At 39.8% G+C, this 25206-nt stretch carries 19 protein-coding genes; 6 read left to right on the top strand and 13 right to left on the bottom strand.

Translation table 11 applies throughout. The features are described from left to right. Positions 1-39 precede the first annotated feature (39 nt). A complete protein-coding gene (locus AC2INI_RS04620) occupies positions 40-1722 on the top strand; it encodes an aspartate:alanine antiporter (protein WP_122035527.1) in 1683 nt (560 codons plus the stop codon). A gap of 116 nt (positions 1723-1838) precedes the next feature. Here AC2INI_RS04620 and fabV read toward each other — a convergent pair whose 3' ends face one another. The 6 genes from fabV to AC2INI_RS04590 all read right to left on the bottom strand — a co-directional run bounded on the left by fabV (position 1839) and on the right by AC2INI_RS04590 (position 10685). Then, positions 1839-3041 carry an enoyl-ACP reductase FabV gene (gene fabV, locus AC2INI_RS04615; protein WP_122035529.1) on the bottom strand — a complete coding sequence of 401 codons (1203 nt, stop codon included), beginning with the start codon at positions 3039-3041 and terminating at the stop codon, positions 1839-1841. Between the two features lie 578 nt (positions 3042-3619). Continuing rightward, entirely contained in the window at positions 3620-4789 is a 1170-nt protein-coding gene (nhaA, locus tag AC2INI_RS04610; protein WP_122035531.1) for a Na+/H+ antiporter NhaA, read from the bottom strand. Between the two features lie 165 nt (positions 4790-4954). Further along, positions 4955-6076, bottom strand: a complete 1122-nt coding sequence (locus tag AC2INI_RS04605) for a lipocalin-like domain-containing protein (RefSeq protein WP_486305446.1) — start codon at positions 6074-6076, stop codon at positions 4955-4957. After that, entirely contained in the window at positions 6076-8529 is a 2454-nt protein-coding gene (locus AC2INI_RS04600; RefSeq protein ID WP_486305445.1) for an ABC transporter permease, read from the bottom strand. Before AC2INI_RS04600 ends, AC2INI_RS04605 begins: the two co-directional genes overlap by 1 nt. Beyond that, the gene (locus AC2INI_RS04595) at positions 8510-9181 is read right to left on the bottom strand and encodes an ABC transporter ATP-binding protein (protein ID WP_122035537.1); all 672 of its coding nucleotides are present in this window, start codon (positions 9179-9181) and stop codon (positions 8510-8512) included. Before AC2INI_RS04595 ends, AC2INI_RS04600 begins: the two co-directional genes overlap by 20 nt. A 124-nt stretch (positions 9182-9305) precedes the next feature. Continuing rightward, complete coding sequence (locus AC2INI_RS04590; protein WP_486305444.1) at positions 9306-10685, bottom strand: MATE family efflux transporter; 1380 nt, start codon at positions 10683-10685, stop codon at positions 9306-9308. A 126-nt stretch (positions 10686-10811) separates the two neighbouring features. Here AC2INI_RS04590 and AC2INI_RS04585 point away from each other — a divergent pair, with 126 nt between their 5' ends. Further along, entirely contained in the window at positions 10812-12257 is a 1446-nt protein-coding gene (locus AC2INI_RS04585; RefSeq protein ID WP_486317274.1) for a DUF2867 domain-containing protein, read from the top strand. Between the two features lie 77 nt (positions 12258-12334). On the opposite strand, the gene AC2INI_RS04580 is transcribed toward AC2INI_RS04585, so the two are convergent. The 5 genes from AC2INI_RS04580 to AC2INI_RS04560 all read right to left on the bottom strand — a co-directional run bounded on the left by AC2INI_RS04580 (position 12335) and on the right by AC2INI_RS04560 (position 17848). Then, complete coding sequence (locus AC2INI_RS04580) at positions 12335-13021, bottom strand: DUF2913 family protein (protein ID WP_122035543.1); 687 nt, start codon at positions 13019-13021, stop codon at positions 12335-12337. Then, positions 13022-14227 carry a Bcr/CflA family multidrug efflux MFS transporter gene (locus AC2INI_RS04575; RefSeq protein ID WP_122035545.1) on the bottom strand — a complete coding sequence of 402 codons (1206 nt, stop codon included), beginning with the start codon at positions 14225-14227 and terminating at the stop codon, positions 13022-13024. 202 nt (positions 14228-14429) lie between these two features. After that, a complete protein-coding gene (rsuA, locus tag AC2INI_RS04570) occupies positions 14430-15131 on the bottom strand; it encodes a 16S rRNA pseudouridine(516) synthase RsuA (RefSeq protein WP_122035547.1) in 702 nt (233 codons plus the stop codon). Positions 15132-15200: 69 nt separating this feature from the next. Beyond that, positions 15201-16805 carry a DHA2 family efflux MFS transporter permease subunit gene (locus AC2INI_RS04565; protein ID WP_486305442.1) on the bottom strand — a complete coding sequence of 535 codons (1605 nt, stop codon included), beginning with the start codon at positions 16803-16805 and terminating at the stop codon, positions 15201-15203. Between the two features lie 2 nt (positions 16806-16807). After that, entirely contained in the window at positions 16808-17848 is a 1041-nt protein-coding gene (locus AC2INI_RS04560; protein WP_045101623.1) for an HlyD family secretion protein, read from the bottom strand. 160 nt (positions 17849-18008) lie between these two features. On the opposite strand from AC2INI_RS04560, the gene AC2INI_RS04555 reads away from it, so the two are divergent. The 4 genes from AC2INI_RS04555 (at position 18009) to secF (ending at position 22376) form a co-directional block, all read left to right on the top strand. Next, on the top strand, positions 18009-18923 hold the full coding sequence (locus AC2INI_RS04555; RefSeq protein WP_122035551.1) for a LysR family transcriptional regulator: 915 nt from the start codon (positions 18009-18011) through the stop codon (positions 18921-18923). 71 nt (positions 18924-18994) lie between these two features. Next, complete coding sequence (locus AC2INI_RS04550; RefSeq protein ID WP_486305441.1) at positions 18995-19537, top strand: hypothetical protein; 543 nt, start codon at positions 18995-18997, stop codon at positions 19535-19537. Positions 19538-19649: 112 nt separating this feature from the next. Next, entirely contained in the window at positions 19650-21473 is a 1824-nt protein-coding gene (gene secD / locus AC2INI_RS04545; RefSeq protein ID WP_486305440.1) for a protein translocase subunit SecD, read from the top strand. 3 nt (positions 21474-21476) lie between these two features. Continuing rightward, a complete protein-coding gene (secF, locus tag AC2INI_RS04540; protein ID WP_122035557.1) occupies positions 21477-22376 on the top strand; it encodes a protein translocase subunit SecF in 900 nt (299 codons plus the stop codon). A 252-nt stretch (positions 22377-22628) separates the two neighbouring features. Here secF and AC2INI_RS04535 read toward each other — a convergent pair whose 3' ends face one another. Continuing rightward, positions 22629-23546: a hypothetical protein gene (locus tag AC2INI_RS04535; RefSeq protein WP_190395073.1), complete on the bottom strand. Its 918-nt coding sequence runs from the start codon at positions 23544-23546 to the stop codon at positions 22629-22631. Further along, entirely contained in the window at positions 23539-25008 is a 1470-nt protein-coding gene (locus AC2INI_RS04530) for a GIY-YIG nuclease family protein (protein ID WP_486305439.1), read from the bottom strand. The genes AC2INI_RS04535 and AC2INI_RS04530 overlap by 8 nt, the downstream gene beginning before the upstream one ends. Positions 25009-25206: the final 198 nt, after the last annotated feature.

Raw genomic sequence — 25206 nt, 5'->3', positions numbered from 1 at the left:
GCATCACACTTTCTTATTCCATATTTCAGGCAAAATACAGTGAACATTGATGTTGCTACTTTGTTAGCGCAAAACGATATCTTACTTATATTCGTTGTTCTCGCTCTTGGCTTATTCATAGCCAAAATTAGAATTGGCAGTTTCCAATTGGGTAGCTCTATTGGTGTGCTTATCACCGCCCTCTTTATGGGAAGTATTGGTTATACTTTTAGTGCCGATTCTCTCAACATAGGTTTCATGCTCTTCATTTTCTGTGTTGGTATTGAAGCCGGTCCAAACTTTTTTGGTATCTTCCTACGTGATGGTAAACACTACCTATTACTGGTACTTGTCGTTCTCATCTCTGCTATCTCATTAAGCTTTTTAACTGGGCATTACTTTAATCTCAGCTATGGCTTATCTACAGGTATGATGGCAGGTGCTCTAACAGCAACCCCCGTTCTTGTTGGTGCTAAAGATGCCCTTAACTCTGGCTTAGCCGTTCTTCCTGATGGTGTGGAATTTAGCAAAGTAATTGATAACCTAAGTGTTGGTTATGCTTTCTCTTATTTGATCGGTTTAACCAGCTTAATATTATTAGCTCGTTTACTGCCAAAATTACAAAAGCAAAACCTACAAGACAGTGCGATGCAAATCGCTCAAGAACGTGGTATTGGCAGTGCTGGCCAACGTAAAGTTTACCTTCCTATCATTCGAGCTTATCGTGTTGGTCAAGAGCTTATCGATTGGACTGATGGAAAGAACTTACGTGAATTAGGTATTCACCGCCAAACAGGTTGCCACATTGAACGCATTCGTCGTAATGGTATTCTTGCGAACCCTGATGGCGACTATATCCTACAACAAAGTGATGAAATAGCGTTAGTAGGCTACCCTGATAGCCATGCTCGTCTAGATCCTAGCTTCAGAAACGGTAAAGAAGTATTTGACCGTAATCTATTAGATCTACGTATTGCAGAAGAAGAGATCGTTGTAAAGAATGACAATATTTCAGGAAAACGCTTATCTGAATTAAACCTGTCTGAATATGGCTGTTTCTTAAACCGAGTCGTTCGTGCACAGATTGAAATGCCAATTGAGCATGATATCGTCCTTGCGAAAGGTGATATCCTTCAGGTAAGTGGTGAGAAAAGTAAAGTTCACCACATTGCCGACAAGATTGGTTTTATCTCGATCCATAGTCAGGTATCGGATCTATTGGCTTTCTGTAGTTTCTTTATTCTAGGTATCATGTTCGGCATGATCACTATGAGCTTTGGTCAGGTTACCTTTGGGCTTGGTAATGCCGTTGGCCTATTGATCTCAGGTATTACATTAGGCTTCTTAAGAGCAAATCACCCAACCTTTGGCTATGTACCTCAAGGCGCACTCAATATGGCGAAAAACCTTGGTTTATTAGTCTTTATGGTGGGCATAGGTCTAAGTGCTGGTGGCAATATTGGAGATTACTTCTCTGAAGACGGCTTAAAAGTACTTGCCGCAGCACTTATTGTCAGCGTTGTTCCTGTTATTTTGGCGTACCTTGTTGGTGCGTATATTCTAAATATGAACCGTGCCTTATTGATTGGTGCCATTATTGGTGCTCGTACTTGTGGTCCTGCAATGGATGTTGTGAACGAACATGCACGTAGTACCATTCCAGCATTAGGCTATGCCGGTACTTATGCTATTGCAAATATCTTAATGACCGTTGCTGGTACTATTATGATCCTGCTTGCTTAAATTGATTGATTGCATATTTACACCAATGTAATTAAATGAGAGGCAATAAAAAACCCCAGAATGATTAAACACTCTGGGGTTTTATTTTATCTGCTATTAATCCTCAAAAGAATTAATTAAATATCGGCAACATCGAACTCAACTAATGGGTTCACGTCAGCGTCGTAATCAACACCATCAACGCCAAAACCGAACAGTTTTAAGAACTCTTCTTTGTATTCAACGTAATCAGTTAAATCTTTTAGGTTCTCAGTCGTTACTTGTGGCCATAGCTCACGACAATGTTTTTGAATGTCTTCACGTAGTTCCCAGTCATCTAGACGTAGGCGGTTGTTCTCGTCTACTTCAGGTGCTGAGCCATCTTCTTTATATAGACGTTGGCTAAACATACGTAGGATTTGCTCTTGGCAACCTTCGTGTACGCCTTCTTCACGCATTTTCTTAAATACCATTGCGATATAAAGAGGCATAACCGGAATTGCAGAACTTGCTTGAGTCACAACAGATTTAAGAACCGCTACGTTTGCAGTGCCGCCTGTCGCTGACAGTTTCTCGTTTAGCGCTGTCGCTGCACGATCTAAATCCATCTTCGCTTTACCTAGCGCGCCATCCCAATAGATAGGCCAAGTTAGCTCAGTACCGATGTAGCTATAAGCAACAGTTTTACAACCATCAGCTAGAACGCCAGCATCAGATAATGCATTCATCCAAAGTTCCCAATCTTCGCCACCCATTACAGTAACCGTGTCTTGGATCTCTTGTTCTGTTGCAGGTTCAACCGATGCTTCAATGATTGCATCTTTATTGGTATCAACAGCGGTTGCTGTGTATGTATCACCAATTGGTTTTAATGAAGAACGGATCACTTCACCTGTTTCAGGCATTTTACGCACTGGAGAAGCCAGAGAGTAAACAACCATATCAATCTGACCTAAATCTTCTTTGATTAGATCAATTGTTTTTTGTTTTGCTTCATTAGAGAAAGCATCACCATTTAAACTCTTAGAGTATAGGCCTTCTTCTTTAGCAAATTTATCAAAAGCTGCTGAATTGTACCAACCTGCTGTACCTGGTTTTTTCTCAGTCGCTGCTTTTTCAAAGAAAACACCAATCGTTGACGCTCCGCCACCGAATGCTGCAGTAATACGAGAAGAAAGACCGTAGCCACTTGAAGAACCAACAACCAATACACGTTTTGGTGCATTAACAATTGGACCTTGTGCTTTAGTCAGAGCAATTTGTTCTTTAACGTTGTGCTCACAACCAACTGGGTGAGTGGTTGTACAAATGAATCCACGAATTCTAGGTTTGATGATCATGTTCAACTTTCCTTTTAATAATTACCTTCTAGGATAAAAGGTTCTTATCCAGTTCGCATCCCATTTATGACAATTTTTGTCAAAATAGTGAGTGGTTGGAGGTGTGAAACGTCTTTTTTCTAAAAAAATGGAATTATCTTCACTTTTTTTGAACTAACTGAAAAATACGAAGTCTGATGTTATGTTCATAATTCCACTGCTTTTTCTTGATTAATTCAAGTAACCCACTATCTAGCCTCTTGGCTTTTATCGATAGTGGGTTTTTCTTTGCCTGTTATTTATCTTAGCTTCCTACCCAAAAACTAGCATTCAAAAAAAAATAATAAAAAATGAATCTTTTTTGAACTAAATGAAATATGGCTAGTCTGAATTAGTACCCGTTGATAAAGAGCGACTAAAATTTAGCAGGCCGCCAAATTTTATCTTATTCAACTGCATTGCTTTTTCATAATTCCTTATATTCCTTTGCCCATTCAGTCTTTGTTTGGGCTTTTTTTTGTCTGGAATTAAGCTTACTCATCAGATAAAAAAACACCCCGTATCAAACGAGGTGTTTTATATTTAACTCAATGTTTTATTTAAGCTTCAGCATTAGTATTGGCATTCGCTTTCTTTGGAAGAGATATACTCAATAGCAAGTAACCAATCACAGCCGCCAATGTCGAGCCCATCAAAATACCAAGGCGAGCTAACTTATCAAATTCAGGATATACACTACCAAACGCAAGTGATGAGATGAAAATTGACATGGTAAAACCAATACCACATAACACCGATACAGCGAAGATATGCATCATATTTACACCCTTCGGTAATTTAGCTACACCTGATTTAACTGCAATATAACTGAAGCTAAAGATACCTAGTGGTTTACCAATAAACAGGCCAAATGCAACACCTAGTGGTAACGTTGTTGTTAAGCTATCTAATGATACGCCATCTAATGAAATACCCGCATTAGCGAAAGCAAATATTGGTAAAATCAAGAACGCCACATAAGGATGAAGCGCATGTTCCATATGTTTCAGTGGAGAACGCTCACCTTTATTACCCTTCAGTGGGATCGCAAAGCCAAGTACAACACCTGCTAATGTAGCGTGAACACCAGATTGAAGAACACTTACCCATAAGATAAAGCCAACTAATAAGTACCAACGGATCTTAGAGACGTGCTTCGCATTTAGTAAGAACAGAACCCCTGTCATAATAAAGCCAATCACAAGCGCTAAGATTGATAAATCACTCGTGTAGAAGAAGGCAATGATTACAACAACGCCAAGGTCATCAATAATTGCTAGAGCAAGTAGGAATACTTTTAAGCTCACAGGAACACGGTTACCAAGTAATGCCATGATACCTAGAGCAAAAGCAATATCGGTAGCAGCAGGAATGGCCCAACCAGATAACGCTTCTGGGTCGCCCAGGTTAAATGCAACATAAACAAGTGCAGGAGCAAGCATACCGCCGACCGCAGCAATTGCTGGGAAAATTGCGGTTTCTTTAGACTTTAACGCACCTTCAAGTAACTCTCTTTTTACTTCCAAACCAATTAGGAAGAAAAAGACAGCCATTAACCCATCATTAATCCAATGAGACACAGACATACCACCAATATAAGTATGTAAAAATGTATCGTACATTGGCGCTAAAGAAGAGTTAGCAACCATCATTGCGATTGCTGCTGCAATCACGAGTAGAATCCCACCGGCAGACTCTAGTTTAAAAAAATTCTTAATAACATCACTCATTAGATGCCCTTTATTTATTATAATAATTTACAGAAAAACGAATAAGAAAAGTCTACCCGTTGTTCTAGATCAAGAATAATCGCTTGTTCAGAGCTAAAGCATCGGAAAAACCGAAGTGTTAGCTCTTACTCTCTGCTTTATTCGCATCGGAATAACTATTTAATACTAGTATCCCGTTAATTGCATAAAACCTGTTACTTGATGGGAGCCAGTCGTCGTTATTGGACCTTGCCAATATGGAATGAGAGTATCCAACCATTGTTCATTACGGACAACTTGTGTTGTTAAATTTATATTATACTTAGGTACATTAATGATCCACTGGAGAGGCAATTTCCGACCATTTTTTAACTGGCGAGCGGGAAGTGTCTGTAGAGTAAAATCATCTTCACCTAATGAGATAAATCCTCCATGATTATCTAAAAGCGCACCATATCGGTACGGTGTTTGATCTTTATGTCTATATTGAGTCACAAGCAATTTTCTACTATCACTCAAATTAATAATAAACCAATCCCATCCTTGCTGATTTTCATCTAAAAAACCACTGGCCCACTCATGCTCTAAGATTGCCGTGCCTGCAATAGTATAGGCTTTATTATTTAGAGTGATGTTGCCACGCACAGTAAGAAAAGGAAAAATATATTCATAGGATGCGACAGGTATCAATTCATGTTTTTTTGAATAACCAAACTCACCCAATTGGGTTGGATTATTATTCGAATTAATCGATAATTTGAGTGAAAAACTCTCTGAAGCGGCTGAAAATAATCCAGGGAAAGGGGTTCTTCCTAAGCTTCTCCATTGCCAATCATCGATCCAGATACGATATGGACGAGACATAACACCCGCCTGACCAATACCACCTCTCGCTAAACGTTCTCCAACCCATTTACCATCTTTCGTAGTGATAACTACTTTAGCTACATACAAACGAGGATCTAACCAACCTTTTGTTTCTCTGTCATCACTGGAAATACGAAACATTGTCCATTGGATCCCAACACTGTCCCCTTCTTGGTTAATAGCATTAACTGTCATCATCCATTTTTCATGTTGAAAGGTTAGATGACTGTTAAAATCATCAGGGAAATGTAATGGATTATTGGGTAGTACAGGATCAAAATACGCATCAGGAGATTGGGAAAAAATAGAGTTAATCTCATTATCTCCTTCCGTATCTACGTCTTTCCAATTAACATAATAAGCAACAGCAAACCCAAGAATTAGAATAAAAATAGTCAGCGATATTTTTAAGTTACTTTTACGCATATTATTTTTTTTCATTATAACGACTCCCGCAGTGAAACAATCGCTTGTCGTCTAGTGATTCGCCAAACCGTAGCAGCGCCTGCAACCGTTAATGCCAACAATGTCCACGCAAAAGTCATCATATATTCCATCGGGAAATAATTAACTTCCATTGTCCAACCAAATGAGTATTTCATCACGATATCAATCAATAGCTGTGAAAGAACAAGGCCAAGAGGTAGAGCTATCAAAATAGTAAATAAGCCAATGGCCAATAATTGAAGGCCGCCCAGCAATATCAGCTCTTTTCCTGACAATCCTAAACAGCGTAATAGTGCCGTTTGCTTCTGGCGTGAGATCTCTCCTACCAAGGTAGCAAAGAACAAACCAAACACCGCAATAACTAACGTTAGATTCCCTAATGTTCCGGTAACGATAAAGGTTCTATCAAATACCTTCATGGCTTGGACCTGTATATTATGATTATCATTAACTTGATCTGCCGATAATCGATACTGTTTTAACACCCGCCCAATTAACTCCGTACGTTTATCTTTGTCCCTTAATACAACACCAATCCCAGTTTTACCTTGACCACCAAATGCTTTTAGCCAAGCCTGATGGGAAAGTAATAACTGGTTATAAGGATTACCATAATCGTAATACACACCGGATATCTGCCAGTTATCCCCCATAGGCGCGGGTAAATCAAGATAATCACCCGGTTTCAAATCCCACTTTAGAGCCATCGACTCACTAATCAGCAGGCTACGTTTATGGTGTAATGAATACCAATATTCAGGGATCGCGACTTTCATCGTTAACGCATTCTTTTCACCCAAGGTTGTCCCTGAACTTAAAATTTCTAAATTTCCGTATTCGGTTTGATAATCGATTTTCCATTGTCGCCATACCGATTCAACCTCAGGCTGTTTTTTAAGCCAATAACTAATGCGGCTAGCCGATGCTTTACTTGGTTCAATATAAATATCGGCAGCAAGACGTTGCTCTAGCCAATTATTGGTTGTAGCTCTAAAGCTACCCACCATGGTTTCAACACCAATATTAGATGCTAACGCAAGCATAAAGGCCATTGCAGCTACACCACGGTAGCTCAAACTTGCTGAAGAATCAGAGAAAAACCAACGCGCTTTAGCAGACGGTAATCTATAAGATAACCAATCAAAAAACTTCCAAATAATGAAAGGGGTAAATAAGCCAACACTTATCATTAAAAAGCCAATCAAGATAAATCCATTCTCATGACTGTGTGGTAATAAATTAATTAAATAGGCAGCGGCACAGAATACACCAGCAACAATGGCTTGAACTTCAAACTCTTTACCGGCAAATCGAGCTAATGACAAGCGAGCAGTTAAGCGAATAGGCTCAATACTCAGCAAACGATATAGCGGCCAACCACAAGCTAAAATACAACCTAAAATAGCCATCCATAAGCTTTGATAGCTCCAGTTCCAACTCCACGTAATAAGCAAATCAACATCGGCGTTATATAAAGAATACAAACTGTTTGATACCGTTGGCATTAACTGATTAGCTAATAACAAACCAAAAAAGTTACCGCTTATCCAACCAATAATCGCCCACAAGCTAACTTCAATGCCCATAGCAAGAATTAGCTCTTTTGTGGACACACCGATTTGTCTTAACGTTCCAACTAGCGGCTGTCGCTGTATAAAAGAGAGAGACATTGCTTGGTAGAAAATAAACAAACCCACCACAAAAGAGAGCATTCCCATCGCAAATAAATTGGTATGAAAGGCTTTTGTTAATGCCGTTAATCCAGACTCTTTGTGCGTTTCAAGCTGCAAACCTCGTGGTAGCATTCGCTCTAAACGCTCTTTTTTATTGTCTGACATTTCGCCACAAAGCAAAATATCAAAGCCGGCTTTATGACCTAGCATTTTTGTCAGTGCGATATCTGAAAAAAGACGAGATCCCGATAAACGCTGACTTTTATCGACAATAACTGGGCCAATATTCGATTGGTTTTGCAACTCAATATAATCGCCATCTGTAATACCAAAATAAGAAGCGAGAGGTTGACTAACAAGGACAGGAAATGGTGGGCGCATTAAGGGCAACATATCATTGTTGCCCGTTAAATTTTTAGCTGATATTTGCATCAAAGCAACAGGATCAATACCAACTAATGAGATATCAATATCGTCTGTCGTTTCTAAATGCAACGTTTGCACAGGCATGCAATCGATATAACCTGCACGACGCAAATTAATATAAAACGCTTGGGGAATAGGAATATTTTCTTGAATTGAGCGAATACGATTAGGGAATGGATTTGAAAATAATTTCTCCCCTTCACTATAGCTGTTTTTTGCGTGGTGATTAATCGCAAGTACACCAACAAGCAGTGAAACACCAAGCGTTAAACCAAGCCATACTAAAAATATTTGTAATGGATGCCTGCGGTAATGTCCAAGAAGCGCCTTAGCTACCGGAAATAACATTCAAGGTGCCTCCCTGAAGTTTTACCAAACCATCCATATGACCCGCCACTTTTTCACTGTGAGTTACTAGTAACAATGTACAATGGAGATCACGAGACAAACGAGTCAGCAACCGCATTACCGCTTCAGCGTTCTTTTCATCTAAACTACCCGTTGGCTCATCGGCTAATAACAATTTAGGTTCCATATACAAGGCGCGTGCAATCGCAGCACGTTGCTGCTGTCCACCAGAGACTTCCTCAGGATAGCGCCCCAATAATGGCATAAGATCTAACGCTGAGATAATTTGACGCCATAATGCATCATCATCACGTAAGCCCTTCAATTGACGGCAAAAACGGATATTATCAGCAATGGTTAACGTAGGAAGGAGATTAAACTGTTGAAAAACAAGACCAATATTATTTCGGCGATAAGAAGTGCGAGAACTTTGTTTTGGAGAGTGCATAGAAAAACCAGCGATATCAATTTCACCACCATCTACACTATCGAGCCCTGCAATAAGATTTAAAAGGGTACTTTTGCCTGAGCCACTTTCACCCATTAATGCAATTTGAGCACCTTGCTCTATTGTTAATTCTGCCCCTTGAAGAATAGGATGAAACTCGCCACCATCCAAATATCCCTTATTCAGGTTTGTCAGTTTTAACATGTACCCTCTCAACGCTTTTATGTGATATCGGTAACAGAATTTACACTATAACCCTTCTAGCATAAAGCTTTTTATAGTCATAGGGCTGTCTTGTTACTAATACCAACTAAAAAACAAACTTTCCTTACGCATCTACCAGATTTTTAATCCATTTTTTAGATTTCATTCTATAGATTGAACCAAACCATTTCACTATTTCTTCCACCACAAACAGTGCATAAACGTACTCTGGTGGAAAACCTAAGACTAATGCTCCAAGCGCCGCAACTGGAATACCAATAAACCACTGCGAGACAATATCTTGATACAAACAGAATTTTACATCACCACCCGCACGCAATACACCAACAATAGCAGTAAGAGGAACACTTCTTATCACGATAATAATGGCTAAAATAGCCATAAACTTCTCAGCAATCGCTCTCGTTTCTTCTGTTAACGCCGGGAACATATCTAAAATTTGATGCTGGAAAATCATCACAAACAGAGCAATGACAATACTCGTCATAACACTCAGTGCTAACACGCCCCAACTTTGATAATAAACCGCTTCATATTTTTTCGCGCCCAGTTGATTACCTATAAGCACTGACGCCGCACCCGCTGCACCAATAAGAAAACTCAGCGCTATAGATTCAATCGGAGAAATAACCGATAACGCCGCTAATCCTTGCACCCCTGATTGCCCCATAATGGCGTGGTAGGTAAAAATACCTGCTGCCCACACTAAAAAATTGAACGTTGTTGGTAAGGAAAGAGAAAGAAACTTAGAAATTTTAGGCCAATTTAATACGGCTTTTATCTCTTCCAACCCAAAACTTAATAAATGCGAACGGCTGTAGAGATAACCATATAAAAAGACAATTTCTATAACGCCACTAATTAAAGTAGCCAACGCCGCCCCTTTAATTCCCATGGCAGGCGCGCCTAAATTACCAAAGATTAATACCCAGTTAAAAAAGACGTTCGCGACAATACCAATGCCACTAAAAAAGGTACTTACACCGGGTTGATGAATAGAGCGTAAACCAACGGCCATGCTACTGCCACAAGAAACGACATACATAGTTAGCGCGGTAATAAATAGATACTCAGCACCAAGATCAATCACTTCTTGAGAGTCTGTGGCTAATGACATAATTTGATGAGGAACAAGTAAAAATAATGCTACTGCAATCGTCGCAATAGACATACTCACCATCCAAGTTAACGCGGTACTTTGACGCACGCCTTCTTTGTTCTGGGCCCCCCAATATTGCGCCGTTAATAACGCCCCACCCGTAGTCACGCCCACTAACATAATGGTCGTTACAAACGTCGCTCGGCTCGCAACACCAACAGCGGCAATCTCAGCTTCACCTAATTGGCCAAGCATGAGAACATCCACTAAGCCACGGCTAGAAAACATAATATTTTGCAGTGCAATGGGAATGGCAATCATCAATAATCGCTTGAGAAATTCGCCGCGAGTATGACCAATAACATTAGAAAGAAAAACAGACATGAAGAACCTCAAATAAACAACAAATTAACCATTTGCACTACACAAGATCCATTAGGTATATGCCTACAAATTGTACTAGAATCAAAACGTAATTAATATTTATATTCACAAGGTAAAGGAGCTGTCTTGAATAAAAAAAGTACCATTCTCATTGTTGGCGCATCAGGGTATGTTGGCTCTCAATTGATCCCACAATTATTACAGCAAGGACATAGCGTTATTGCTTGCGCTCGTAATATTGATTACCTACTTGATAGGGTGACTGAGCATCCCAACCTACAATGTAATTTCCTTGATTTAGAAGATTCAGATTCTATTCTTCCATTGATGAAAGACTGTGATATTGCCTATTTTTTAGTTCACGGTATGTCTCATGGTCATGACTTTCTTGATTATGAAGTCTCTCTTGCTGAAAACTTCAAAACTGCAGCAAAACAATCATCTCTATCAAAAATCATTTATTTAAGTGCTCTACAGCCTGAGGGTTATCAATCTCAGCATTTACTGGCTCGTAAAAAAACAGGTGAATTACTTCGTTCAACGGGCATTCCTACCATAGAGATCAACTCAGGAATAATCATTGGTACAGGATCAGCCGCTTTTGAAATCATGACCGATTTTGTTAATCATTTCCCTGTATTGATCTGCCCTGTTTGGATTAACTCGCAAGCAAACCCAATTGCGATAGAAAACCTCAATTATTACTTAATCCAATGCATTAATTATCCTCTGACCGAATCCATCACTTTTGAAGCGGGTGGGCCTGAAACCGTAAGCTACCAAACCCTATTTTACCTTATTGCTAAACGGAATCATCGCTCTATAAAGATCATTCCAACACGCTTTATTAGCCCTTCTTTTGCTGGCTTATGGCTTGGTGTTGTGACCTCTGTCCCGTCTGATTTAGGAAGAGCATTATTAGCCGGAATTGATCATGATTTAATTGCTGATAATTCTGTTATAGAACACGCATTCCCACAACCATTGCTCTCTTTATCTGACGCAATAAACCGAGCTCAAGAAACCAATGACGAAACAATAAAAACAGAAATTTGGGGCTTTGACCCAAGTGCATTAAAGCGGTGGAAATCAGATTACGGTTATTACCCAAAACAAGCGGGTGCAAGCTTTACAACCACCGCCTCACCTCAACAATTATGGACCGTCATTGAACGTCTCGGCAGTAAAGAGGGATATTTCTTCGCTAACGCATTATGGCGAACCAGAGAATGGTTAGATCCTTTACTTGGTGGTTCATTTCCAATCAGAAGAAGACCTGAGTCAGGTAAAGTTCAGCTAGGCGATCATATTGACTCATGGAAAGTGATCCGCTGCGAAGAGAACAAATTCTTATCATTACTTTTTGGAATGACGGCTCCAGGACTAGGACGATTAGAGTTTTCAATTAAAGAAATTGATGAGGGGTATCGCCAATTAGATGTTCGAGCATGGTGGCATCCTAAAGGCTTTTGGGGATTAATGTATTGGTTCGCTATGTTCCCTGCCCATCTATTTATCTTTAAAGGCATGGTGAAAGCGATTTGTAAAAAAGCAGAAGCCGAAGAGCTATAAAGAATAAGAAAAACTTCGAAGCAGTAGGTATAAAAAAAGCGCAGAAGATCTGCGCTTTTTTAAATAAATTGAAAGCTCTATTTTTTCACATTAAATGAGAATGGGATCTCACCCAATTGCAAACCATGGTTATTAGGAAAAATCAGGTATTCACCGTGATATTTCACTTTTGATTTGTAATCAGAACGTTTATGAACAATTAAACCATGCTCATACGCCGATTCAATAAATTCATGGTGATTACCACGAACATAACACGTCAGCGGTTTCACTAACTCAGCAGAGCCTTCTTCACCGTCAAAACAAGACTCTAACTGCGTTGAACAGATAATCAACGAGTGATCACCATCCGAGAATAAAGAGGCTTTTTCTAGCACTTCATACTCAGTCGTTACACACCACTCTTTATCTTCTTCTAAAAATTCGCTCCATGCTAGAACTGCATCTTTAGTAATCGCCTTAACCGTTTCAACAGGCGCAAGCTCACCATAAAGACGAGAGTAATGCTCAAAACGGATTGGTAGCTCTGTACCTGTTCCTTTAGTGCGTCCTTCTTTTTGCCAAGTCATTAACTCTTTAGCCACACAACGGTTAAAACGCTGTGATTTAATCGCTGTTGTTACCCAACGAATAAGAAAATGATTCGCACTTACTGGGTTTTTAGGTAAACGACCACTGTCTTTCGATTCTTGCAAATCACCCAATGCCGCATTAATAACATGTTGAACTTCTTGATAATAATGCACTAATTTTTTTTCACTCATTTACGCTTTTCGCCCAAAAACAAAATAACAACCAAAAGATAAAATAGAACACGCCGTCATTGCGCCAACCATAGGCCATGCCGAATCTGACGGCAACATCGCAATACTAACCCCTATTAATGAGCCAGTACCAAAACGTAATGTACCAGCAAGCGAAGAGGCTGTCCCCGCCATTTTAGGATAATGACTTAACAATAGCGCCATACTATTACTACCGATAGTAGAAATACAGCCAACAAACAGAACAACAGGAACAACCGTTCCCCACAAGCCCCATTGTAACCACTGACCAAGAACCATTAATAAACCAGCAAACAATTGAATTGATAACCCAAACTTAAGCATATTGTGTGAGCCCATCTTCTTCACAAGACGCCCATTTAGAGTTGTCATTACAATTAGAAAAACAATATTTAAACCAAATAAATAGCCAAAACTAGATACGCTTACATGGTATAAATCGATATATACGAACGATCCCGCCGTTAAGAACGCAAACATACCCGCAAACGAAAAAGCCCCTGAAAAGATGAGCCCAAGTGATACTGGGTTTTTAAATAACGAAAGATAATTGCGAAAAGAGGTACTTAATTTAAAGGGTTCTCGATTCTCTTCTTTTAACGTTTCAGGGATTTTCCAAAGAATAGCGAAAATGATTAATACAGAGAAAACCGCTAACAACCAAAAAATCGAACGCCAACCAAACCACACCGCCAAGTGACCACCAATCATAGGGGCCGCTAAAGGAGCAACAGTCATTACCAAGGTAATAAAGGCCATGGTTCTAGCAAAGTCTTCTTTATCAAACATATCACGAACAATAGCTTGAATAACCACAGAGGATGCCGCGCCTGCAACGCCTTGTAATACTCGGATATACATTAACGATTCAATGCTATCAACCAAGGCACCAATTACCGCACATACAGCAAATAAAATTGTACCAATGATTAAGACTGGTCTGCGACCATAGCTATCAGCTAAAGGCCCATGAATTAATTGAGCAATGGCAAAACCTGCGGTATAAGCCGTTAATGTCATTTGAACCGACCCTGCAGATACTCCAAGATCAGCCGCAATACTCGGCATAGCAGGTAAATACATATCAATCGCAAGTGGAGTTAATGCCGCAATTGCACCTAAAATAACAATTAAAAGTAAACTGAGAGGTGGGCTTTCAGATGGTGCAGAGCTAGAAGTCGACATAAATAACCTACAAAAGATAAAGAGCGATGAGAATTAAAATTTTATCATGAGAACAAAAAGTACGCTTACTTAATCCTAACTCTTTTCATTAATTTACAATAAAAAACGGCATGACATTACATCATACCGTTTTTATACCAATGTAATTAATTAGATGATCTATTTATTACGCAGGAAAGTCGCTTAATAACTTAAGAATTGATTAACCAAGAACGGCAATCACTTCCTCTTCAGTTAAGTAACGATACTCACCAGGCTCTAGTGAATAATCAAGTCCTAACTGACCGATTTGAGAACGGTGTAAGCCTTCAACTTTATTACCAAGCGCTGCAAACATACGCTTAACTTGATGATATTTGCCTTCTTGGATCGTTAATAGAAGCTCATTTTCGTCTTCATTAACAATTTCCATTGTCGCTGGCATTGTTAAGCCTGTTTCACTCTTCAATTGAATGCCTTCAGCCAATTGCTCAGCGTAATCAGCACCAATAGATTCAGCTAACCATACACGGTAAGTTTTTGAACACTTACGTTTTGGTGATGTGATCTTATGTGACCATTGACCGTCATCAGTAATTAACACTAAACCTGTGGTATCAACATCAAGGCGACCCGCAAAGTGCAGTTTCTCAAGGTTAACTTCATCTAACAAGGTTAATGCCGATGGGTGCGTATTGTCTTCATGAGAACACACGTAGCCATCTGGCTTAAATAGCATAATATAACGAGGACCATGGAATTTAAGTTCACGACCATCCCACTCAACGGTTGAATCATCGGTTACTTTTACTGAAGTAACTTTTGTTTTCACACCATCAACGGTAACCGTACCACTTTTAATAATACGAGTTGCTTCTTTACGAGTGGCACCTGTTGTTTCGCACAAAAATTTATCTAAACGCATGAGAACCTCATTTCAATATTCTGCCGCATTATACCCAAACCACTTAAAGATGCGAGTACACATAAAAAATTAATGCGCTCCACCTTCCATTGAGCCCGGATTCGAATTCGATTTAACAAAAAACATCATAAAAGCAGCAAAACCTAAGAAGAACGTCATCATTAAGAAAACATCGTTGTACGCCATAATGGCGGCATCTCGCTGCATCGTCATGGTTAATGAGGCTTTAGCTTGCAGCATTGCAGTTGCAGGATCGCTCCCCTTTGAGACAAACATTGCTGCGCTTTGTTGTAGTTGATACCAACCATCCGTACTGACACTGGTTAATGTCTCTTTAATATGCCCTAAGTGTTCACGGGTTTTGTTATCCAGCATGGTCGCGATAATCGCAATACTGAATGCACCACCCAAATTACGTAATACATTGGTAATGGTTGAGGCATCTGCTACTTGATGTTTTTGGATCTCTTCCATCGCTACCAGTGACAAAGGCACCATAATAAATGGACTGCCAATAGCACGTAATAACATAGAGAAAATCAACTGATCACCACCAAAGTTATAGCTCATGTGCGTATTTACAAAACAGCTAATGCCAAACATTGAGAAGCCAAAGAACACCAAATATTTCGCTTTAATGATCTGCGTTAATTTCGGTACTAATGGGAAAATCAACAGCTGAGGGAACCCCATCCACATTAATACTTCACCAATTTCTAGCGCGTTATACCCCTGAATTTGGATCATATACATTGGCAGCACGTAGATAGATCCCAATAGCGCCATCCCTAAGATCAAATAGGCCATGCATGACATTGCAAACTGACTTTGTTTAAGTAGCCGCAAATTCACCAAGGGGTTCTTATGCTGCAGTTCATTAATCACAAAATAGATAAGACTGATGGCTGAAATAATCGATAACGTAACAATGAAGCTAGAGCTAAACCACTCTTCACGGTTCCCCTCTTCTAGTACCACTTCTAAGCAACCAAGACCAATCGCCATTGTCGTAATACCAAACCAATCGGCTTTTAATAAACTGTCTAATTTTAACGGCTCATCATCAAGACCATAATTGACCATACAGATAAGCGCGATGGCTGGTGGAATATTGATATAGAAAATATAGTGCCACGAGAAATTTTCAGTTAACCAGCCACCTAATGTAGGACCAATTGACGGCGCAAACGTCGCTGTTACCCCAAATAACGCCATCCCAACCGCACGTTTATTTAACGGTAATAACTGAACAACCAGAGAGAAAGCCAGTGGGATTAACGCCCCACCACTAAAACCCTGAATAGCACGAAAGACAATCATTGAGCCCATGTTCCAAGACACAGAACACAGCACAGACGCCACAGCAAAAATGATCGTGGTCCAAGTTAAATAACGACGCTTACCAATGGCAACTGACAACCAACCACTCAATGGGATCGCAATCATTTCAGCCACAAGATAAGAAGTCGATATCCACGAACTTTCATCCATGGTTGCCGATAACGCGCCTTGAATATCTTTTAGAGACGAGTTGGTGATCTGAATATCCAGAATCGCCATAAACGCACCAAGCAAACCACCAAATAGTGCTATCCAATGGCGTCTTGGTATTTCTGGTTCTATCGGTACATCTACAGATTCATTTTGATTTGTCACCGTTAATTCTTGAGTCATGACTAACCTCGAGTATCAACCGTTGCAACCACTGAAAGACCTGGGATCAACTTACCTTCTAATAAGTCTGCATTTAAAATACTGATTTTAACCGGCACACGTTGCACAATTTTAGTGAAGTTACCCGTCGCATTCTCTGGTGGCAGTAAGGCAAATTTAGCGCCCGTTGCAGGAGAGAAACTATCTACAATCCCTTTTAGGTGTAGATCTGGATACGCATCTAAATCGACAAACACTTTTTGGCCTTTATGAATATCACCAAGCTGTGTTTCTTTAAAGTTCGCTTCAATCCACACCTCTGTTGTTGGAACTAGACTAAGTAAAGGCATACCCGCTTGAACCAATAAGCCGCTGCGCAAACTACGTTTACCAACCACACCATCAATCGGCGCATAAATATTAGTATAAGAGAGATTAATTTCAGTTTGTTCTAACGCCGCTTTTGCTTGAGCTAATCCAGCCTCCGCTTGAGCAATCTCGCTTTCAATCACATTGATTTGCTCTTTTGATGCTTGATAATTAGCCTTCGCCGCATCCACATTTGCCAGTGATACTTTAAGGTGGGAAACGTTATTATCTAACTCATCTTGTGACGAATAATTCTTTTTGATTAACGCTTTAGTACGTTTAACTTGTTGCTGAGCACGCTCATGTTCAGCATTGGCTGATTCAATCTCACTCGCCGCTTGACGAATACGAATGTCTTGCAGCTTACGCTCTGCCGCTAAATTTTTAATCGCCGCTTCACTGACTAATACATTGGCTTCTGCTTTCTCTTTTTCAGCCTCAAAATCACGACTGTCTATGGTTGCCAATAAATCGCCCGCTTTTACCACTTGGTTATCTTCAACCAATGTCTTGGCAATATAACCACCGACTTTAGGGCTGATCGTTGTGATGTCACCTTGCAAATACGCATTGTCTGTTGATTGGAAATATTGACCATAACCATACCAATAACCACCACCGGCAAGACCACATAAAATAATAACGATTGTCGCAATCAAAGGTGCTTTATTTTTTTTCTTTTGTTGTTCTGCCACTACGCGTACCCACTTGAAAATGAAGCCATTCACGTTTGCAATAAACATGAATGTAATAAATAAGAGAACGACAGTATAAAACGAAAATGATTTATTGATTAGATAGGAAAAAAAGGAAACACTGTTGCATAAATCTTACCAATCAATAAGGAACAACCTAATGATGGATTTGAATAACATAACTATATTAAATCAAGTCATTGATTCTGGAAGTTTTACTCAAGCTGCTACTAACCTTGGTATGACAAAATCAACAGTAAGTAGAAAGCTTGCTGAGCTTGAGGAGCATTTAGGTGTGAAGCTGATCACTCGCTCAACCAGAAAATTAGGGTTAACCCAAGAAGGTGAGATTTTTTATCAAGCCAGCGTCAAAGTGCTTGATATCATGCAACAAACTGAATTAGAGCTGACCGCAAATCAAAATTTAATTCGTGGTCACCTTAATTTAGCCATGCCCGTAGAGATCGGCCACAACGTTATGTCTGATTACATCAACAGCTTTCTTAAACGCTACCCTGAAGTTTCTATTAACCTTGAAATGACCAATAGAGAAGTCGATATCATTGGCGACAGTATCGATCTTTATGTGCAAATTGGTGAGATCAACGACTCTTCGTTAGTCGCACGAACCATCGACTTTTCTGAACGTATTATTGCGGCAAGCCCTGAGTATTTAAGCAATTACGGCTATATTGAAACACCAGAAGATCTCCAAGCTCCTCACCATCAAATTAAAGTCGTTAACGCAGTTAAAGTCCCTAATCTTTATTTTAATCAGGTAGATAAGGCTATTCGCGTTAATCTACCTTATCGCTTAAAGGTCAATACAGTAACGGCCTGTAAATCAGCCTGTTTAAGTGGCTTAGGCATTGCCTCTTTACCTGAGTTCATATGTCGAGAACACATAAACAATGGCGAGTTAATTCGAATATTACCTGATTGGGATTTACCTCGAGTGGCTATCAGTTTGGTTTTCCCTCAGAACAAGTTACTACCGAAACGATTAAGAGCCTTTATTGATCATGTGCTTGAACGCTTTGAATCAAAAAACACTCCGAAAAATAACGCTGATTAATAAACAAAAATTACATCAATTTTTCTGAATTTATTAATTTCACTTGCCAGTAAGGTCATACATCGAATACGATGCGATGGTCTATTAACATCATCATTGGATTTTTCGTGGTTCAACTGTTTCGATTATTGATAATTTGTCTTTGCTTTGGGGTAAGTTCGCTTGCTCAGGCATCTGCATATCATCAAAACGACGACAGCCACTTTGTAGAGCTGACGATTGAACAGCACTCTACGGTTCCAGTAACGATTTCCGTTGATAACTCTCATATCCAATCTATTGATTTTGTTACTTGCAACATCAATAGTGCTCAAACAGACTCGACGACATTACATTCTAAAAGCGCTTCTCAAAGCCACGATGTAAATTTAGGCATCGCCTACGCTTCTCGTATGGCGAACTTGGCCCGTCATGAGCCAGAAGAAGTCTTTCCGGTTTATGAACTGGCGTTAGAGATCCCAGCAATTCCCTCTGAACAATTAACCATTGGTTATCAAGAAAAACCAAAACCAACGGTCAATTGGGCATTAAATACCTATTCATCTACTTCTCGAATTTCGGCTTGGAAGGAAAGTAACCTTCTCTACAGCCAGCGGTTATACCCACACTCTTAATTTCACACTCAAAATCCATTGATTTATCACTTAGTTATTATTCGTTTATTGCGAACTAACTAGATTTGTGACTTTTTCGCATACGCAACTTCGTATGTGAGGTGAAATTATTATGCAAAGAAAACAACCGATACAACGACTAAACCATTATTCAAAATGGAAATACATCGTTCTTATTACGACCCTTATTATTTTATTATTAAGCGCTATCCCTACTTGGTATGGTGAAGATGCTGCCGTTCAAATCACCAATAAAGACGGACAAATCCCTTCTATTGTTCAATTACAAAATACGTTAACCGACCAAGGAATTACCGTTAAACGCATCGAACAAAAAGGCGATAAAACCATCGTTATTTTGCAAGATGAAGCACAGCAAGCAAAAGCAAAAAGTGTACTTGGTAGCGTCATTGACGAAGACCAAAAAGGCACAACGATTGCGTTATCTTTAGCGCCAGCAGCTCCTGCTTGGTTACAAAACATGGGATTTGAACCAATCAAACTTGGTTTGGATTTACGTGGCGGTGTGCAATTCTTACTCGATGTTGATGTAAACCAAGTTTTCCAAGCACAACGTAATGAGCTTTCAGATTCTTTAAAACAAGAGTTACGTGAAGAGCGCATTCGTTCTGTTCGTATGCAAAAAGAAGGCACTGATAGCTTAGTGGTTCGCCTTCCATCTGAAGAAGCAAGCCACGCTGCTCGTGAGTTTATCCATAAAAACTACCCTACTTGGCAAATCTCAAACGGTGACGGCTTTGATCTTAAGCTAACACTAAAAGAAGAAGAAAAAATTGCGGTTCGTAACCTTACGGTTCAACAAAACTTACAAACCATGCGTAGCCGTATTGAAGAGCTAGGTATCACTGAAGCCTTAGTTCAACGTCAAGGTGAAAACCGAATTCGTATCGAGCTTCCGGGTGTTCAAGATCCTGCTGCTGCAAAAAATGTTATCGGTGCTACCGCGAGTCTTGCTTTCTATGCAGTAAAAGAACAAGGCACTGGCAGCACAATGGAAGTTCCTGATGAGAATGGCCGCCCTGTACGTGTAGGTAGAAAACCAGTACTAAGTGGTGACCATATTGTTGATGCTCGTGCAAGCTTAGGCGAAATGGGCATGGCGGAAGTAAACATTGTTCTTGATAGTTCAGGCGGCAAAATCATGTCTGAGTTCTCTCGTCACAATGTTGGTAAACCAATGGCAACGTCGTACAACGAGTACGGTCGTAACAGCAAAGGCGAAACCACTCAAAGTAACAAAATCATCAGTGTAGCAACTATCCAAAGTCAACTTGGTAGCCGCTTTAGAATCACAGGTTCTGGCTCACTTCAAGAATCTCAAGAGCTTGCTCTACTTCTTCGTGCTGGCTCACTAACTGCGCCTGTGACTATCGTTGAAGAGCGTACTATTGGCCCGACACTGGGTGCTGAGAATATTCAAAATGGTTTTGCTGCTTTAGGTCTTGGTCTTGGTCTAACTCTACTGTTTATGGCGTTTTGGTATCGTCGTTTAGGTTGGGTGGCTAACATTGCCCTTGTTGGCAACATGGTAATGCTATTTGGTCTACTTGCGCTTATTCCGGGGGCGGTTCTTACCCTTCCCGGTATTGCAGGTTTAGTACTGACGGTTGGTATGGCGGTTGATACTAACGTACTTATTTTTGAACGTATTAAAGATAAACAGAAAGAAGGTCGAACATTAGCACAAGCGATTGATAGAGGCTTTAGTAGTGCATTTGGTACCATTTTCGATGCCAACTTCACCACAATGATTACCGCGGTGGTTCTATACACTATCGGTAACGGCCCTATCCAAGGCTTCGCATTAACTCTGGGCTTAGGTCTATTAACCAGTATGTTCACAGGCATCTTCGCGTCACGTGCCATTATCAATTTAGTTTGGGGTCGTGATTCTCGTCATGATGTTAGGATTTAAGTTATGTTTATAAATATGAAAAATGCAACAAAATGGCGTCACATGACGAGTGTGGTTTCTATCGGTTTGATGATTTTTGCATTATCGATGATAGCAACCAAAGGCCTTAACTGGGGCTTGGATTTCACTGGCGGTATCGTGAGTGAAGTTCAAATTGATAGCAAAATCACAAGCAGTGAAATTGCGCCGTTATTAGATGCTAGCTTTAAACAAGATGTGGCGGTTATTGCCTCTGGTGAGCCGGGTCGTTGGGTATTGCGTTATGCGATTCCACCAAAAGGCGTTGAGCTTCCACCACTGACTGAGGTTCTTGCTCCGCTGCATTCAGAGGTTCAAGTATTAAATACCAGTATCGTTGGTCCACAAGTCGGCCAAGAGCTAACTGAGCAAGGCGGCATGGCGCTATTAGTGTCAGTTTTGGTTATCTTAGCGTACTTGAGTTACCGCTTTGAATGGCGTTTGGCATCTGGTTCTCTGTTTGCCCTAACCCACGATATCGTGTTTGTACTTGGTTTCTTTGCTGCGACTCAAATGGAGTTTAACTTAACCACCCTAGCCGCTATTTTGGCGATTTTAGGTTACTCGTTAAATGACTCGATCATCATTGCAGACCGAATTCGTGAGCTATTAATTGCCAAACCTGAGTTATCTATCCAAGAGGTAAATAACGAAGCGGTTGCTGCAACCTTCTCTCGTACTATGGTGACATCAGGAACAACCCTAATCACGGTTGGTTCTTTATGGTTATTAGGTGGCGGTCCACTAGAAGGCTTTGCGATTGCGATGTTCATCGGTATCGTGACGGGGACTTGGTCTTCTATCTCGGTAGGTACAAGTCTACCTGAGTACTTTGGTTTGAATTCGGATCACTATAAGCCGAAGCCTATTTCTGAAGAGCCGTAAGATTGGGTTTAGATAATAGACGATAAAAAGCCGCAGGGAATGCGGCTGATGTTGAGGGGATCTGGTTTAGGCTGGATCCCTTTTTTGTGTGGGTGGAGCTTATGCTGTTTGTTTTTTAGGCTTAACTCATTATTAGACAACTATGACTTATATTTTTTGCTCTAATCCAACAAATTCAGATAACGTGGCTTTGGGGAAAGCTAGTTGTTAACTATTGATCTAGTCCACCAAGTTACTTTTGTTTTGGGTGGTTTAAAGAAAATTTAAATATATCGAACTGCCTATAGCAACAATAGCTAACGCTGTCGCAATGTAAGCTGGGGTTTGTGGCATCTTGCGTTTAGATAAAGTTACAAGATCGGTTTCAAGTTTTTCGATCCGTTTTTCTCTTAACCTATCAGCAGTCGTATTGTCTTTAATATCGTCAATAATTTGCCCAAGCTTTATTGCTTTTAACTCTAACCCGAGCTCTAGTTCTTGAAGTTTTTTACTCTGTTCTTGAACATCTTGTGCAACCTCATCTAGATACTTTTCTTTCGCTTCGAGTGAAAAGTGAAGACTTTCTAGCTTTTGTGTTTTTTCGCGCATCGCCTTAATTAGCTGAGAAATTTGCTCTGATTGCTCCACATCGGTTTGGCCTTTTGAATTAAGTGCTTCATACAAAGCGTCAATATTCTCCATATTTCTATCGACATTTTTTCGAAGCTCTACTTCACTTTCAACCTGAGCATGCACTTGCTTGTAAAGTATTAGTACTGCCGTCTCTACTTGTTTTGAATTCTCATCTAAAGAACCATCATTCAGATCCAGCTGTTGAAGTTTATTTTGCTGATCTTTAATTTTCTTATCTAAGGCACCCAAAAAGCCTTCCTGAATTACACTTTTATGCTGTGCGAGTTCAATCAGGAATTTGACCACCTGCTGCGTAACTTTTACGTTAGCACCAAGGCCTCGTACAATACTGGCAAGTTCCTTGTCAGATTTTCCAGAGATACCAGACCATATTGATTTGAACCGCCCTTGTTCTTCAACAACCAATGCTCTATTGGTCAAATCTTGTGTATTTTTCAGAGACTCTTCAATTTGGTCCAGTTGTTCTAGCAAGTCTCCTACTCTTTTTTCAACAAGTTCACCTGATTTTTTTTCTTGTTTAACCGCTACTTCATTCATTATCAAATCCTTTTAACTGACTTAAAAAATCTCTTTTTTCTATTGAGTTAAACTCATTTACTGGAACTTTGAAACTGGCTGTCATTGTATTCATTTTTTCCATCAATCGAAACTCAGATTGCAATAGCTTCCCAGCGGATGCATATAATTCTTCGTTTAGGTTGTAGCCATCAACAAGCAATAAATAGGAAGCTCGTCGCTCTTCAAAAGCCATTTGGTGAGACATACCAAATCCCAAAATAAACTGAACCAATGAGGGAACAATTTTGGATAGCATGTGACTAGTCATGCCAAAGCCAATAGCTGATATAATACCTGCAATGATTCCAGTGAAAGGTCCCACATATGGAAATATCAGCCCTTCAATAATAACATCTAGAGAGTCCCACAAAACTAAAGAACTCGAGATAACAATAGTTTCTATAATTCGATTAAGCACCTGTTCGGTGCTCATCGAACCTTTTCCTTTATAGATGCTGTATGCGTTTGCTGCCAAATCGAAAATATTACGCGCAAGGTTGTAAACTTGGGAAAGAGTTTGGCTAACCAATCCAATAATTGCGTCCAAGACACCTTTTAGCATTTGCTTCAAGTTGCTTTTCAAGTTCTTAATATCATTAAATACCGCTAATAAAAAGCGCTTCACACGGTCAATTATTTTAGTTTTACCACCCTTAAAAAGATCAACTAATTCGACTTTTAGGTGCTTAATTGCTGATGCGACGAGCGCTTCAACGGCAGAGGCTACAGCTTGCTCACCAACTTCTTTAGTTGCACCAGCGACCAGTGAACCAGCAGAGTTGAGTCGATCCTTTATCTTTTTCGCTTCAATATTGGAGCGGGTACCTTGGTTGTTTTTTAACTCTTCTTTGCTATTGATTAGCTCGTCTTTATGATTGGAAATTAAATTAGCCTCAATCGCCGCAGCTGTTTCTACTGAATCAGTATGAAGCACTCTAACCGTGCAGCCTTCATCAAATTCAGTTGAAAGCTTATACTGTTTACCTCTTTGAGTTTTTTGTCTATTTTCATTGATATGTCCAGCAGTCCAGCGTTTCTTCACGTCTTTAGCATCACCAACATAGACTGGCGAACCGTTTTTATCATAGACAACGTAAACACCAGGCCCATCATGCGCTGACTCTAAACCTGATGCCACACCGCCAGACACTGTGAACTCACTGTCAAAAGTAATTGTTGAAAGAGAGCTAACACCATGACTAAAGGATTTGGTAATAACTTCCTTCCAATCCGATGTTCGACCCGCAATGTCGATAGCGCTGGAAGTATTGGATGCATTTAGAATATCGGTTAGCTCGGATTTGACATCTAAAGATTTAGCGTCAGGACGTAAGTTTTTTCTATTACGAACACCCACAACTAATTTTCTAGTAATATTATCGATGGACTTATCAACTATCTTATTAGCTAATGGGGAAAGGCTTTGCACTTTAGCTGTCACGATTAAGATCTCCTTTTCTTATAATGAGACTCTAAGACAAAAAAACATACTTCATTGTCAAATATATAGCAAAAGATTACTGCATATTTGAGACTAACTCTTAGTCAATCGGGAATATATTTCATTAATTCAGATACATGTATATTTGATTTTTATTGTTACATCCCACACATTCTGTCGCGAAAATCTAATTAATCC

The organism is Aliivibrio friggae (assembly GCF_057368515.1).
Note: the sequence above shows the minus strand (reverse complement) of the source record. Positions and strands in the feature narration are given on the sequence as shown.